The sequence below is a fragment of the Sphingomonas sp. genome (assembly GCF_042091075.1).
GTDB lineage: Bacteria > Pseudomonadota > Alphaproteobacteria > Sphingomonadales > Sphingomonadaceae > Sphingomonas.
This window is the reverse complement of the sequence record NZ_JBELIE010000086.1, coordinates 1-13,533: the sequence shown is the minus strand read 5'-3', so window position 1 is coordinate 13,533 and position 13,533 is coordinate 1. Positions and strand designations below refer to the sequence as shown.

The 13,533-nt window shown below is 67.6% G+C and carries 16 protein-coding genes and 1 pseudogene; 7 read left to right on the top strand and 10 right to left on the bottom strand.

Going from position 1 to position 13,533, the window contains the following annotated elements; genetic code table 11:
- The 4 genes from ACFDSW_RS10075 to ACFDSW_RS10060 form a co-directional block, all read left to right on the top strand.
- On the top strand, nt 1-1,640 hold a 1,640-nt coding region (locus ACFDSW_RS10075), incomplete at its 5' end, for a glutamate synthase-related protein (protein ID WP_375250156.1).
- Between the two features lie 204 nt (nt 1,641-1,844).
- The gene (locus ACFDSW_RS10070) at nt 1,845-2,516 is read left to right on the top strand and encodes a glutathione S-transferase family protein (protein ID WP_375250155.1); all 672 of its coding nucleotides are present in this window, start codon (nt 1,845-1,847) and stop codon (nt 2,514-2,516) included.
- Nucleotides 2,516-2,887 (top strand): tRNA-binding protein, encoded by a 372-nt coding sequence (locus ACFDSW_RS10065; protein WP_375250154.1) that lies wholly within the window; start codon nt 2,516-2,518, stop codon nt 2,885-2,887. Before ACFDSW_RS10070 ends, ACFDSW_RS10065 begins: the two co-directional genes overlap by 1 nt.
- Nucleotides 2,887-3,303: a secondary thiamine-phosphate synthase enzyme YjbQ gene (locus tag ACFDSW_RS10060; RefSeq protein WP_375250153.1), complete on the top strand. Its 417-nt coding sequence runs from the start codon at nt 2,887-2,889 to the stop codon at nt 3,301-3,303. Before ACFDSW_RS10065 ends, ACFDSW_RS10060 begins: the two co-directional genes overlap by 1 nt.
- 38 nt (nt 3,304-3,341) lie before the next feature.
- Here ACFDSW_RS10060 and ACFDSW_RS10055 read toward each other — a convergent pair whose 3' ends face one another.
- Entirely contained in the window at nt 3,342-4,070 is a 729-nt protein-coding gene (locus tag ACFDSW_RS10055) for a class I SAM-dependent methyltransferase (protein WP_375250152.1), read from the bottom strand.
- Between the two features lie 3 nt (nt 4,071-4,073).
- Entirely contained in the window at nt 4,074-4,496 is a 423-nt protein-coding gene (locus ACFDSW_RS10050; protein ID WP_375250151.1) for a GtrA family protein, read from the bottom strand.
- A 95-nt stretch (nt 4,497-4,591) separates the two neighbouring features.
- On the opposite strand from ACFDSW_RS10050, the gene ACFDSW_RS10045 reads away from it, so the two are divergent.
- A complete protein-coding gene (locus ACFDSW_RS10045; RefSeq protein ID WP_375250150.1) occupies nt 4,592-6,385 on the top strand; it encodes an AcrB/AcrD/AcrF family protein in 1,794 nt (597 codons plus the stop codon).
- A 55-nt stretch (nt 6,386-6,440) separates the two neighbouring features.
- Here ACFDSW_RS10045 and ACFDSW_RS10040 read toward each other — a convergent pair whose 3' ends face one another.
- From ACFDSW_RS10040 to ACFDSW_RS10015, 6 genes are all read right to left on the bottom strand, one after another.
- A complete protein-coding gene (locus tag ACFDSW_RS10040) occupies nt 6,441-7,058 on the bottom strand; it encodes a MarC family protein (RefSeq protein ID WP_375250149.1) in 618 nt (205 codons plus the stop codon).
- Nucleotides 7,059-7,072: 14 nt separating this feature from the next.
- On the bottom strand, nt 7,073-7,942 hold the full coding sequence (folD, locus tag ACFDSW_RS10035; RefSeq protein WP_375250148.1) for a bifunctional methylenetetrahydrofolate dehydrogenase/methenyltetrahydrofolate cyclohydrolase FolD: 870 nt from the start codon (nt 7,940-7,942) through the stop codon (nt 7,073-7,075).
- Nucleotides 7,939-8,211, bottom strand: a complete 273-nt coding sequence (locus tag ACFDSW_RS10030; RefSeq protein WP_375182638.1) for a DUF167 domain-containing protein — start codon at nt 8,209-8,211, stop codon at nt 7,939-7,941. Before ACFDSW_RS10030 ends, folD begins: the two co-directional genes overlap by 4 nt.
- 26 nt (nt 8,212-8,237) lie before the next feature.
- Nucleotides 8,238-8,543, bottom strand: a complete 306-nt coding sequence (locus ACFDSW_RS10025; RefSeq protein WP_375250157.1) for a YggT family protein — start codon at nt 8,541-8,543, stop codon at nt 8,238-8,240.
- Nucleotides 8,544-8,625: 82 nt separating this feature from the next.
- Nucleotides 8,626-9,522, bottom strand: a complete 897-nt coding sequence (gene argB / locus ACFDSW_RS10020) for an acetylglutamate kinase (RefSeq protein WP_375250147.1) — start codon at nt 9,520-9,522, stop codon at nt 8,626-8,628.
- A gap of 37 nt (nt 9,523-9,559) precedes the next feature.
- Nucleotides 9,560-10,198 (bottom strand): queuosine precursor transporter, encoded by a 639-nt coding sequence (locus ACFDSW_RS10015; protein WP_375250146.1) that lies wholly within the window; start codon nt 10,196-10,198, stop codon nt 9,560-9,562.
- A 164-nt stretch (nt 10,199-10,362) separates the two neighbouring features.
- Here ACFDSW_RS10015 and ACFDSW_RS10010 point away from each other — a divergent pair, with 164 nt between their 5' ends.
- The gene (locus tag ACFDSW_RS10010; RefSeq protein WP_375250145.1) at nt 10,363-11,715 is read left to right on the top strand and encodes a NupC/NupG family nucleoside CNT transporter; all 1,353 of its coding nucleotides are present in this window, start codon (nt 10,363-10,365) and stop codon (nt 11,713-11,715) included.
- 22 nt (nt 11,716-11,737) lie between these two features.
- Here ACFDSW_RS10010 and ACFDSW_RS10005 read toward each other — a convergent pair whose 3' ends face one another.
- Nucleotides 11,738-12,295: a DUF1993 family protein gene (locus tag ACFDSW_RS10005; protein ID WP_375250144.1), complete on the bottom strand. Its 558-nt coding sequence runs from the start codon at nt 12,293-12,295 to the stop codon at nt 11,738-11,740.
- A gap of 109 nt (nt 12,296-12,404) precedes the next feature.
- Here ACFDSW_RS10005 and aguB point away from each other — a divergent pair, with 109 nt between their 5' ends.
- On the top strand, nt 12,405-13,271 hold the full coding sequence (gene aguB, locus ACFDSW_RS10000; RefSeq protein ID WP_375250143.1) for an N-carbamoylputrescine amidase: 867 nt from the start codon (nt 12,405-12,407) through the stop codon (nt 13,269-13,271).
- Nucleotides 13,272-13,307: 36 nt separating this feature from the next.
- Here aguB and ACFDSW_RS09995 read toward each other — a convergent pair.
- Nucleotides 13,308-13,533 (bottom strand): annotated as a pseudogene (locus tag ACFDSW_RS09995) (hypothetical protein); the annotation flags it as partial.

Sequence of the window (13,533 nt, the reverse complement as noted above, 5' to 3'; positions counted from 1 at the left end):
CCAAGCCCGGCGAGGGCGGGCAGCTGCCCGGCTTCAAGGTGACCGAGTTCATCGCCAAGCTGCGCCACGCCACGCCGGGCGTGACGCTGATTTCCCCCCCGCCGCATCACGACATCTATTCGATCGAGGATCTGGCGCAGCTGATCTACGATCTGAAACAGATCAACCCGCGCGCGCGGGTGTGCGTGAAGCTGGTCAGCTCGGCCGGGATCGGCACGGTCGCGGCGGGCGTGGCCAAGGCGCATGCCGACGTGATCCTCGTCAGCGGGCATGTCGGCGGCACCGGCGCCAGCCCGCAGACCAGCATCAAATATGCCGGCACGCCATGGGAAATGGGCCTGTCCGAGGTCAATCAGGTGCTGACGCTCAACGGCCTGCGCGGCCGGATCCGGCTGCGCGCCGACGGCGGGCTGAAAACCGGGCGCGACATCGTGATCGCGGCGATCCTGGGTGCTGAGGAATTCGGCATCGGCACGCTCTCGCTGGTCGCGATGGGCTGTATCATGGTGCGCCAGTGCCATTCGAACACCTGCCCGGTCGGGGTCTGCACGCAAGACGAGAAGCTGCGCGACAAATTCGTCGGCACCCCGGAAAAAGTCATCAACCTGATGACCTTCATCGCCGAGGAAGTGCGCGACATCCTCGCCCGGCTGGGGGTCCGCAGCCTCAACGAGGTGATCGGTCGCACCGAATTGCTGCGCCAGGTGAGCCGCGGCGCCGAGCATCTCGACGACCTCGACCTCAACCCGATCCTTGCCAAGGTCGATGCGACCGATGCGGAACGGCGCTTCTCGCTCAGCACCTTCCGCAACGAAGTGCCCGACAGCCTCGACGCGCAGATCATCAAGGACGGCGCGCCGGTGTTCTCGCGCGGGGAGAAGATGCAGCTCACCTATTCCGTGCGTAACACGCATCGCGCGGTCGGCACGCGGCTGTCGAGCGAGATCACCCGGACGTTCGGCATGTCCAAGCTGGCGGACGGGCATGTCACCGTGCGGCTGCGCGGCTCGGCGGGGCAGTCGCTCGGCGCCTTCCTGTGCCGCGGCATCACGCTGGAGGTGTTCGGCGACGCCAATGACTATGTCGGCAAGGGGCTGTCCGGGGGCACGATCATCGTTCGCCCGGCGGTATCCTCGCCGCTGGCCAGCCAGGACAATACGATCATTGGCAATACCGTGCTCTACGGTGCGACGTCGGGCCGGCTGTTCGCCGCCGGCCAGGCGGGCGAGCGCTTCGCGGTGCGCAATTCGGGCGCGACCGTGGTGGTGGAGGGCTGCGGCGCGAACGGCTGCGAATATATGACCGGCGGTATCGCCGTGGTGCTGGGCGACGTCGGCGCCAATTTCGGTGCAGGCATGACCGGCGGCATGGCGTTCGTCTACGATCCCCACGGCAGCTTCGCCCGCCGCGCCAACCCCGAAAGCATCGTGTGGCAGCGCGTCGCGGCAGCGCATTGGGAGGAAGTGCTGCGCGGATTGATCGCGGAACATGCCCAGACCACCGACAGCCGCTGGTCACGCGGCCTGCTCGAGGATTGGGACCGGGTCGCGGCGTCATTCTGGCAAATCGTCCCGCGCGAGATGCTGACGCGCCTCACCCACCCGCTCGACGATTCGGAAACGCTCGAGGCAGCGGAATAATCCCCCCGCCCCGCGCGTCCCAGAACGCGCGGGGCGGGGCGCTCGCCTTCGGCTGTCGTATCGCAGGTGCGCCGATAGGATCACGAGAACGGGGCGATCGGTGGCATTTCGACCGCCGGGGGCGCTGAACCGTCGCTTCGCCGCCACGTCCCCGCGCCAAGCCGCTTCCCCTGCCCCGGTCTTTCGGCCTAACAGCATTCGTCTATGTGGCAGCTCTATCAGTTCCCGCTGTGTCCGTTCACGCGCAAGCTCCGCATCCTGCTCAACGAGAAGGATGTCGGCTATCAACTGGTGCGCGAAAACCCCTGGGAACGGCGCGACGCTTTCATCGACATGAACCCCGCCGGGCAGACCCCGGTGATGACCGATCACGAGCGGGGCATCGTCCTGGTCGATTCGATGGCGATATGCGAATATTTCGAGGAAACGGTCGAGCGCGTCGCGATGATCAACGGCCCGGCGACCGATCGGGCCGAGATCCGCCGGCTGGTGGCGTGGTTCGATACGCAATTCTATCGCGACGTGACGCAGCCGTTGCTCGACGAGCGGATGATCAAGCGGATCGCACACCGCGCCACCCCCGACGCCTCGCGGCTGCGCGAGGCGATGAAGTCGGCGGTCGGGCATCTCGACTATATCGATTTCCTGCTCGATCACCGCAAATGGATTGCCGGCGCGACGATCAGCCTTGCCGATCTGGCGGCGGCGGCGCAGATTTCGGTGTCCGACTATCTCGGCGGGATCGACTGGACCGGGCATGCGCATACCAAGGCATGGTATTCCGCGTTCAAAAGCCGCCGCAGCTTCCGCCCGTTGCTGGCCGAACGGATCAGCGGGATCGAACCACCCGGCTATTACGAGAATCCGGATTTCTGATGCACGTCTCGCAAGATCCCGCCGCCGCCGCCGCGGCCGACATCACCTTCGACGATTTCCTGGCGGTCGATATCCGCGTCGGCACGATCGTCGCGGCGGAGCCCTTTCCCGAGGCGCGCAAGCCGGCGTTCAAGCTGACGATCGATTTCGGGGGCGTGATCGGGACCAGGCGCTCCTCGGCGCAGATCACCGAACATTACAGCTGCGACACGCTGATCGGGCGGCAGGTGGCGGCGGTGGTCAATTTCCCGCCGCGCCAGATCGGACCGTTCATGTCGCAGGTACTGACGTTGGGTTTTCCTGACGCCGCGGGAAAGGTGGTGCTGATCGGCCCGAGCGTGCCCGTGCCGGACGGCGGCCGGCTGTTCTGATGCGGCAGGCGTCGCACGAACTCACGATCGCGACGCGCGGCGCGGGGCTGGTGGACATCACGCGGGACGTGGCGGACTGGCAGGCCGATACCGCGATCGATACCGGATTGCTGACCCTTTTCTGTCGGCACACCTCCGCCTCGCTGTTGATCAACGAAAACGCCGCGCCTGCGGTCCGCCGCGATATCGAGCGCTATTTCACGCGACTGGCGCCCGAATCATCTGCCTATGAGCATGATGACGAAGGACCGGACGACATGCCCGCGCATCTGAAGACCGCGCTGACGCAGGTGTCGCTGTCGATCCCGGTGGTCGCGGGGCGGATGGCGCTGGGGACGTGGCAGGGCATCTATCTGTTCGAACATCGCGCGATGCCGCACCGGCGCCATGTGATGCTGCACCTTATCGGCGACTGATCAGGGTCGCCGCGCCGCGCGGAGGCGCATCGCCCCGCCTATGCCGGTTCCGCCAGCGTCAGGATCGACACGCCGACCGGCATCGGCACCCGGCCGACCAGATGGCGCTCAACGCGGAAGATCCGCTCGAACAGCGCGTTGACCGGCGCGGCGGGGGGCGAATCGTCGCTGTCGTCGCGCCCGGTCATTCGCCCGGCGACGCGCGCCGCCGCTGCCAGCGGGAACAGCAGCGAGTTGAAATAGGTCAACCCGCGCTCCTTCATCCCGGCGGCACGGATCGCCCGGACCAACCCGGCCTTGGAATAACGGCGATGGTGGTGGTTGACGACGTCGTGCGCGCTCCACATCCACTGATGCGCCGGCACCGCGATCAGGATCTTGCCTCCGGGCGCCAGACATTCCCGCATCGCCGCCAGCGCGGCGACATCGTCCTCGATATGCTCGACCACGTCGAGCACCGCGATCAGATCGTAGCTGCCACGCGGCACCCCGGTTAGCGCGGGGAGCGGCGCCTCACCTACCGGGCGACCGAGCCGCTGGCTGGCGATCGCGCGCGCGGCGGGATCGATCTCGATCGCGTCGACCGTGCCGAATTGCGCCAGCATCGGCAGATTGTGGCCGGTGCCGCAACCGATCTCCAGGATCGCCGCCTCCTTCGGCAGGCGTCCTTCGCGGTGAAGGAACTCGGCGAGGATGTCGCGGCGCGCGCGATACCACCAATGCGTGGAATCATGCTCGGCCATCCGGTCGTAGACACGGCGATCCATGGTTTATTTGAATACCCAATTGCGTTGCAGCCCGAACGTCAGCAGCGGCACCACCGAAACGGCGGGCACCAGCGGCCACCACGTCGGGCCATGGAAGAAGGGCCCGGTCACCAAAATCCAGGTGAAGCCCTGCTGAAGCACGAAGCCGAACAGCTGGACAAGGAAAAAGCGCCGTGCCGTTCGCGCGGAGCGGGTGCCGTAACCGCGAAAACTGACCGCGCCATGCGCGAACCGCCCCACCGCGGTCGCCGCGAAAAAGGCGATCACCACCGCGATATTGGGGTTCATCACATAGGTCGCCAGCGGCCAATAAACCGCGGCGTAGAACAGCGTCACCGCGCAGCCGGTGATGCCAAAGCGAACCAGCTGCCAGAATGCCTCGCGCGTCGTCGCGCTGGCGAGAGATGGAGAGCGAACCGAAGCCAAAACCTTGCCCCCAAAAACTTGCCCTTTGCGCGGCGGGGCGTAAGCACGCAGCCGTAAACGCCCTGTAATAAAGCGGCAGGCGTGAAGGAAGTGTTTTGACCCATCCCCGTACCCACCTGCTTCCCGTCCGGGTGCAGGCCCTGATCGATCGACACTGGGTGCGGCTGACGTTGCTGGCGTGGCTTGGCATCGCGATCTGGTACGTCTGGCAACGCTGGGCGGCGATCCAGTGGCTGTCGCTGGGCGATACCGACGACAATATGCGGCTGATGCAGGTCCGCGGATGGCTCGCCGGACAGGGCTGGTTCGACCTGACCAACTATCGGCTCGATCCGCCGGTCGGCTTCAACATCCACTGGTCGCGGCTCGTCGACCTGCCGATCGCCGGACTGATCGTACTGCTGCGCCCCATCGTCGGCGGGGTGGAGGCGGAGAAGCTGGCCTGTGGCATCGCGCCGCTGCTGCCGATGGCGATCACGCTGGTGGCGCTGGGCGCGACGCTGCGCCGGCTGGTCGCGCCGCTCGCCTGGCCCTTGGGGATCGCCTTGTTCCTCGCCACCACGGTCTGCCTCGGCATGTTCATGCCCGACCGGATCGATCACCACGGCTGGCAGCTGGCGATGCTGGCGGTGACGGTGGCGGGGCTATGCGATCCGCGCGGCGCGCGCGGCGGTGCGCTGGTGGGCATCGCCACCGCGGTATCGCTGACGATCGGGCTGGAGATGCTGCCTTACGCCGCGATGGCGGGCGGTATCATCGCGCTCACCTGGGTATGGGACGCGGGCGAGCGCCCGCGTCTCGCGGCCTATGCGCTGTCGCTTGGCGGCGGGGCGGCGGCCGGCTTCGCCCTGTTCGCCTCGATCGCCAATCGCGCGCTGCGCTGCGACGCGCTGACCCCGGTGTGGTTGTCGACGGTCGTGCTGGCGGGCGGGCTGCTGCTGGTGCTGGCGTGGTGGTCACCGCGCCATCCCGGGGTGCGGCTGGCGGCGGCGGTGGTCGCGGGGGGCGTGGTGGCGGCGTTCTTCGCGCTGGCCTTTCCACAATGCCTGGGCCGCCCGGAGCAGGTGACGCCCGAATTGTATCAGTCGTGGCTGGCCAATGTCCGCGAGGCCAAGCCGATCTACAAACACCCGCTGCGGGTGGCGATCCCGATCGCGACGCTGCCGATCATCGGACTGATCGGCGCGATCCTGGCAACGTGGCGTGCGCGCCGCGACCGGGCGCTGGTGGGCTGGGCGTGCGTCGCGCTGTTCGGGACGTTCGCCGCGCTGATGCTGCTGTGGCAGGTGCGCGCCGGGCCGGCGGCACAGCTGCTCGCGATCCCCGGTGCGGCCGCGCTGATCTGGCTGATGATGCCGTGGTTCGTCGCGCCGCGTTTCTGGTGGGCGAAGGCCGCGGCGGCGGCGGCGGCGTTCGTGCTCGTCTCGGGATCATTCGCGCAACTGGCGATCGGCTGGTTCCGTATCGACCCGCCCAAACCCTATGTGCAGCGCGTCAACCGCGCCACCGGGCGCTGCCTGACGATCCCCGCAATGGCGCCGCTCAACCGCTGGCCGGCGCAGACGATGTTCACCTTCGTCGATCTCGGCCCGCGCCTCATCACGGTGACGCATCATCGCGCGGTCGCCGGGCCGTACCATCGCAATGGTGACGCGATCCTGGACGTCCACCATGCGTTCGAACGCTCGCCGGAGGCGGCGCGCGCGATCATGCGGCGGCATGGCGCGACGATCCTGCTGGTATGCCCGAATATGGCCGAATCGACCAACTACCGTGCGAAGGCGCCGAACGGCTTCTATGCGCGGCTGGCGCGGGGTGAGCGGTTCGACTGGCTGGTGCCGCTCGCGATCCCCGGCAAGACGCCGCTGCGCGCGTTCCGCATCGAATAGCGCCGCCCCATTTCCCGCGCGCCGGACAGGCCTGCGCGGGGACGAGGGGCCACCGTCAGCGCAGTTGCTCGACCACGCCGTCGATCACGAATTGCACCGCCAGCGCGGCGAGCAGCACCCCCAGCAACCGCGTGATCACCGCCTCGATCTTCACGCCCAGCACGCGCATCAGCGGCCCCGCCGCCAGCAACGCGACGAGCATCAGCATGAGGTTCGCGCCCAGCGCCGACAGAACCACCGCCGCCTGCTCGGCGCCGTCGGCACGCGACATCAGCAGCATGACCGTCGCGATCGATCCCGGCCCCGCGATCATCGGCATCGCCATCGGGAAGATCGACACGTCGTCGGCCTCCTCCGGCGAGATTTTCGATGCGCGATCCTCGCGGCGCTGCGTGCGCTTTTCGAACACCATCTCCAGCGCGATCAGGAACAGCATGATCCCGCCCGCGATCCGGAAGCTGGCCAGCTCGATCCCCAGCCCGTGAAGCAGCGGCTCGCCGATGAAGGCGAACAGGACCAGGATGATCGCCGCGACCACCACCGCCCGTACCGCCATCGCGCGGCGGTGCGCGGGATCGGCGCCGGTGGTCAGCCCGGCGAAGATCGGTGCGCAGCCCGGCGGATCGATCACCACGAAGAAGGTGACAAAGGCCGAAATGAACAATTCAAGCATCGCGGCGCGTCCGATCAGAGCGCGTCGGGCGCGGGCAGGCCGGCGCGCCGGCAGGCGGCGACCAGCGTATTGCGCATCAGCACCGCGATCGTCATCGGCCCGACCCCGCCGGGCACCGGAGTGATCGCCCCGGCGACTTCCGCCACCGCCGGATCGACATCGCCGACCAGCCCCGTTTCGGTACGGTTGATGCCGACGTCGATCACGGTCGCGCCGGGCTTGATCCAGTCGCGCCGGACGAAGCCGGGGATGCCGACCGCGGCGACGACGATATCCGCCATACGCACATGCGCCATCACGTCGCGCGTGCGGCTGTGGACGGTCGTGACGGTGCAGCTTTCCTGCAGCAGCAGCGCCGCCATCGGCTTGCCGACGATGTTGGAGCGGCCGATCACCACCGCCTCCAGCCCCGCCAGATGCGGATGAATGTCCCGCAGCAGCATCAGGCAGCCGAGCGGGGTGCACGGCACCAGGCCGTCGATTCCGGTCGCCAGCCGTCCGGCATTGACCGGGTGAAAGCCGTCGACATCCTTGTCGGGGTCGATCCGCGTCAGCACCGCGCGCTCATCGATGTGGCGCGGCAGCGGCAGCTGGACGAGGATCCCGTCGACCGCCTCGTCCGCGTTCAGCCGATCGATGAGCGCCGTCAGCGTCGCCTGATCGGTATCCGCGGGCAGGCGATGCTCGATACTCTCCATGCCCGCCGCGACGGTGGCCTTGCCCTTCGAGCGGACATAGACCGACGAGGCAGGATCCTCCCCCACCAGCACCACCGCCAGGCCGGGCTTGCGCCCGATCCGGGCGGTGAAGTGCGACGCCGCCTGCCCGACGCGGACGCGCAGGGCAGCGGCAAAGGCTTTTCCGTCGATGATCCGGGCACTCATGCGATGGTCGCATAGAGCGCGGCGGCGATTTCCGCCAGCGCCCCGGCATCGCCCGTGATCGCGACCCGCTTCAGCCGCGCGGTCTGCCCCGCGATCAGCGTCACGTCGCGCCTGGCGACACCGAAATGTTTGGCGACCAGCGCGATCAGCGCCGCGTTCGCCGCGCCGTCGACCGGCGCCGCCGACAGGCGCGCCACCAGATGCGCGTCCGTCCCCGGCAGCAGCACGTCCCGCCCGCCGCGCGGCGTGACCCGCACCGCGATCGTCAGCCCCGCATCGGTGACGCGCCACGCGGTCAGAGCGCGCTGCCGCCCATCATCACGCTGGCGGCGATGTTGTTGAGGATGATGTTGAGGATCACCAGTAGCAGCAGCACCACCATCGGCGCGAAGTCGATCCCCCCGGTCGCGGGCAGGAAGCGGCGGATCGGGCGGTACAGCGGCTCGGTCAGCCGGTCGAGCCCGTCATGCAGCGAGCGGATGAACGGGCTGGAGGTATTGATGACGTTGAAGACGATCAGCAGCGAGAGCACGAACTGGATCAGGATCACCCAGCGGACGACCTGAAAGATCACCTGCAGGATCTGAATGATGGTTAGCATCAGCACGCGGCACGTCTCCGTCAGTTTGTGGCGGATATAGGGCGCGGCGAGGCGTGCGCGCTAGTCCGTGCGTGATCGGTGATCACCCCCGCCGGATCAGCGTCCCCGCGCCACGCTTCGTGAAGATTTCCAGCAGCATCGCGTGCGGCACACGGCCGTCCAGCACCACCGCCGCATCGACCCCGGCTTCGACCGCAGCGACGCAGGTTTCCAGCTTGGGGATCATCCCGCCCGAGATCGTCCCGTCCTGACGCAGGGCCTTCACCGCCGCCGGATCGAGATCGGTGACGAGCTGCCCCTGTTTGTCGAGCACCCCCGCCACGTCGGTAAGCAGGAAGAAGCGCGCCGCGCCCAGCGCCGCCGCGATCGCGCCGGCCATCGTATCGGCATTGATGTTATAGGTATGCCCGTCGGCACCGATGCCGATCGGCGCGATCACCGGGATGATTCCGTCGCGGCTGAGCGAATCGATGATCCGGCGATCGACCGCCACCGGCTCGCCGACGAAGCCCAGATCGACGTTGCGCTCGATCCCCTGCAACGGATCGGGCTGGTTCCGCCCGACCTTCTCGGCCTGGACGAGCCCGGCATCCTTGCCCGAAATGCCGACCGCGCGCCCGCCGGCTCGCCCGATCCAGCCGACGATTTCCTTGTTGATCGATCCGGCGAGCACCATTTCGGCGATCTGCGCGGTCTGCGCATCGGTGACGCGCAAGCCATCGACGAAGCGTGATTCGACGCCCAGCCGCTTCAGCATGCTGCCGATCTGCGGGCCGCCGCCATGGACGACGACGGGATTGATGCCGATCGCCTTCAGCAGCACCACGTCCTCGGCGAAATCGGCCTGCGCCTCGGGATCGCCCATCGCATGGCCGCCGTATTTCACGACGAATGTCTTGCCCGCATAGCGTTGCAGATACGGCAGCGCCTCGACGAGCGTTTCGGCCTTCATCGCCGGGGAGAATGTGGCATCGGTCATCCGCGCGCCATAGCGGCGCGCGCCGGGCACGGAAAGGTCAGGCGTCGAGCCGCCGCCCCAGCGCGACCGCGACATAGATCAGCGGCGGCACCAGCAACGCCGACAGCGTGACCTTCGCGATCATCTGCCCCAGCAGCAATTCGCCGATCGGGAAGACGCCGAGGAAGGCGATCGTCACGAACAGCAACGTATCCACCACCTGGCTCAAGACACTCGCCAGCCCGGCGCGCAGCCACAGCAGCGATGCGCCTTCCCGCCCCTTCAGCCAGGAGAAGATTGTGACGTTCAGCGTCTGGGAAATGCCATAAGCGACGATTCCGCCGATCCAGATCCGCCACGTCGCGCCGAGCACCAGCTGGATCGCATCGCGATGGGCGGGCTGCATCTCCGGGCTGGCGGGCAGCGCGCGAACGATGAGCGACAGCAGGATCGATACCAGCAGCGGAATAAAACCGAGCAGCACCAACTGGTTGGCAAATGTCCGCCCGTGCAGTTCGGCCACCGCGCTGGACGTGACGACCAGCAACAGGAAGGCGAAGATGCCCGCCTCCACCGCCAGCGGCCCCAAGGCGACCTGCTTGTTGCCGAGCACGCCGGCGATGCACGTCATGCCCCCATAAAAGATCGAAAAGGCGAGCAGCGAGCGCGACATCGGCGGCGCGGGGGCGGTTTGCATGATCTTTCCTAGCGGATGCGGATCGGGCGGGGCAAGCCGCGCGACGGCCGGCATGATACGCGGCGTGCCGTCAAAGCCGCTGGCCAACCCCGCCGCCCCATGCCAAAGCTATGCGCTCGCGCGGGGGGCCGCGTCGGCTCGCACAACGCGGAAATAGCGCAACAATGCAGAGAATCCTGATCGGCATCGCGGGCATCGGCGTGATCCTGCTGCTGGCACTGCTCTTGTCCGCGGACCGGCGCGCGATCCGGCCACGCATCGTCGCCAGCGCATTCGCGTTGCAGGCGCTGATCGCGGTGGTCGTCCTATATTGGTCCCCCGGCCGCGCCGCGCTGGCGGGGGCATCGGCGGGGGTGGCGGCGTTGCTCGGCTATTCGCAGCGCGGCACCGAATTCCTGTTCGGCAATCTGGCCAGTCCCGCGGTCGGCGGACAAAGCTTCGCGATCGCCGCGCTGCCGGTGATCATCTTCTTCGCGAGCCTCGTCTCGATCCTGTATCATCTCGGCGTGATGCAATTGGTCGTCCGCTGGATCGGCGGCGCGATCGAGAAGGTGATCGGCGCCAGCAAGGTCGAAAGCCTGTGCGCTGCCGCGAACATCTTCGTCGGGCAGAGCGAATCGCCGCTGGTCATCCGGCCCTATCTCGCCGCGCTGACCCCGGCGCAGCTGTTCACGGTGATGACCAGCGGGATGGCGGGGGTCGCGGGAACGATCCTGGCGGCCTATGCCTCGATGGGGATCAGCATCGAATATCTGCTGGCGGCCAGCTTCATGGCCGCGCCGGGCGGCATCCTGATGGCGAAGATCATCATGCCCGATCGCCGCGAGCCGCCGGCGGGCGAACTTCCGCTGGGCGACCTGCCCGATGATGGGCGCGAGATACGATTGGCCGCCAGCCGCCGCATCGGCGCCGGGCTGGGCCCGGCGGCGCTGCCCGGCGAGGGCGAGCCGAATCCGATCCCCGGCGAGCCGCTGCCCGAGGCGACGCATGACGAGGAGAAGCCCGCCAACCTGATCATGGCGGCGGCGCAGGGCGCGCAGACCGGCGTGCGGCTGGCGGTGGCGGTCGGTGCTATGGTGCTGGCGTTCGTCGCGCTGGTGGCGCTCGCCAACGGATTGCTCGGCGCGGTCGGCGGATGGATCGGCCTGCCGGGACTGAGCTTTCAGGGGCTGCTCGGCTATGTCTTCCAGCCGGTGATGTACCTGCTCAACGTGCCGTGGAACGAGGCGGGGATCGCGGGCGGGCTGTTCGGCGAAAAGATCGTGCTCAACGAATTCGTCGCCTATATCGATCTCGGCAAGCAGGCCGGGCAGCTGAGCCCGCGTACCATCGCGATCGTCACCTTCGCCTTGTGCGGCTTCGCCAATTTCTCGTCGATCGCGATCCAGATGGCGGTGACCGGCAGCCTGGCGCCGAACCAGCGCGCGACGATCGCGCGGCTGGGCCTGCGTGCACTGGCGGCGGGCAGCCTCGCCAATCTGATGAGCGCGGCGCTGGCGGGGCTGCTGATCGGATAGGAAGCCGCGCCCGTGCGCCCGGTCAGGCGCCCGGCACCGTCCCAGGCCGCAGATAGGCGAACATGTGCGGCACGTAATCGGCTTTGCCGATCGCGACATGATGGTGGCGCAGGATGGCGTAGGCGGTGACGGCGTGAAAATAGAATTGCGGCAATGCCCAGTCGCGGGCGTATTGCTCCACGGTCATGTCGAACGCCATGCCGTTGGGCAGTTCGAGCGCGACCGGCGCCTGAGGGTCGGGCACGTCATCCGCCACGGTGTCGAGATGCGCGAGCGCCTCGTCGATCCGTCGCCGCACATCGGCGATCGAGCCGGGGCCCGCATCGACGTCGCGCGCCTCCGCGCCCAGCGCGAGCAGGCGGTCGGGTATCGCCTCGCCGCGCATGCGATACGCCGCCTCCTGCGCCTGCAACGCAGCGAAGCGCAATTGCGTCGCCAGCGGGTACATATCGTCGGCCAGCCGCGCCGATAGCAGCGCCTCGGCGTGATCCGGCATCTGTTGCTGTGCCTTGTCGAGCAGGCCGGACAGCATCCGCAGCATCTGGCGATAGGTCGGGAAAAGCAGGTCGATCGGTGTCATTGGTCAATCCTATCGCGCTGGCGTGACGATCCCATGATGGTGGCCCCATGATGGCGGGATCGCATACACCATATGGCGCTGCGCCGGATCGGCCATTATGTGCGCGCGCATGACCGAGATTACCGTCGCCGCGATCCAGCTCGCCTTTTCCGCCGATATCGACGCGAACATCGCGAAGGTGTCCGACGCCGTCCGTCAGGCGCATGCGCGCGGTGCGACGGTGGTCCTGCCGCCCGAATTGTTCGAGGGTGAGTATTTCTGTCGCGTCGAGGACGAATCGCTGTTCGCCAACGCCGCGCCGGTTGGCGAACATAAAGCGGTGCTGGCGATGCAGGCGCTCGCCGAAGCGCTGAAGATATGGATCCCGACCAGCTTCTTCGAACTGGATGGACCGCACCACTATAATTCGCTGGCGATGGTCGGACCCGATGGCGAGGTACAGGGCGTCTATCGCAAGAGCCATATCCCCGACGGGCCGGGCTATGAGGAGAAATTCTACTTCCGCCCCGGCAATACCGGGTTCAAGGTGTGGAAGGGGCCGGACCGTACCACGCTGGGCGTCGGCGTCTGCTGGGATCAATGGTATCCCGAAACCGCGCGCGCGATGATGCTGATGGGGGCGGAAGTGCTGTTCTACCCCACCGCGATCGGCAGCGAGCCGCACGACACCAGCCTCGATACCGCGCGGCTGTGGCGGCGTGCGATGGTGGGGCATGCGGTATCGAATGTCGTGCCGGTGATCGCCGCCAACCGGGTGGGCACCGAGCCCGGCGGCGAGGAAGGGGGGCAGACCTTCTACGGCACCAGTTTCATCACCGACGAGCGCGGCGATATCCTGGCGGAACTCGATCGCGAGGAAGAGGGGGTGATCGTCGCGACGCTCGATCTCGACCGGGTCAAGCGCCACCGGGCCGCCTTCGGTTTCTTCCGCGACCGCCGGCCGGACCTGTACGGCCGACTGGTGCAGGACGTCTGACGCGGCGATCGCAGGCCCGCCGCATCATCGCGGACCTCACGCCCGCGTGATCGGCGCGGCGGCACCGCGCTCCATATCCGCGCGCACCGCCAGCGCGCGATCGAAGACCGCCGCGAACATCGCGGGGGTCAGCCGCCCGGTATTCTGATTGTAGCGGCTGCAATGATAGCTATCGATCAGCACCCGCCCGTCGGGCATGCGGTGTTCCGCCAGATGTGCGAATGCCGCCTTGGTCAGGCGACCACCGAGCACCTTCACCGCC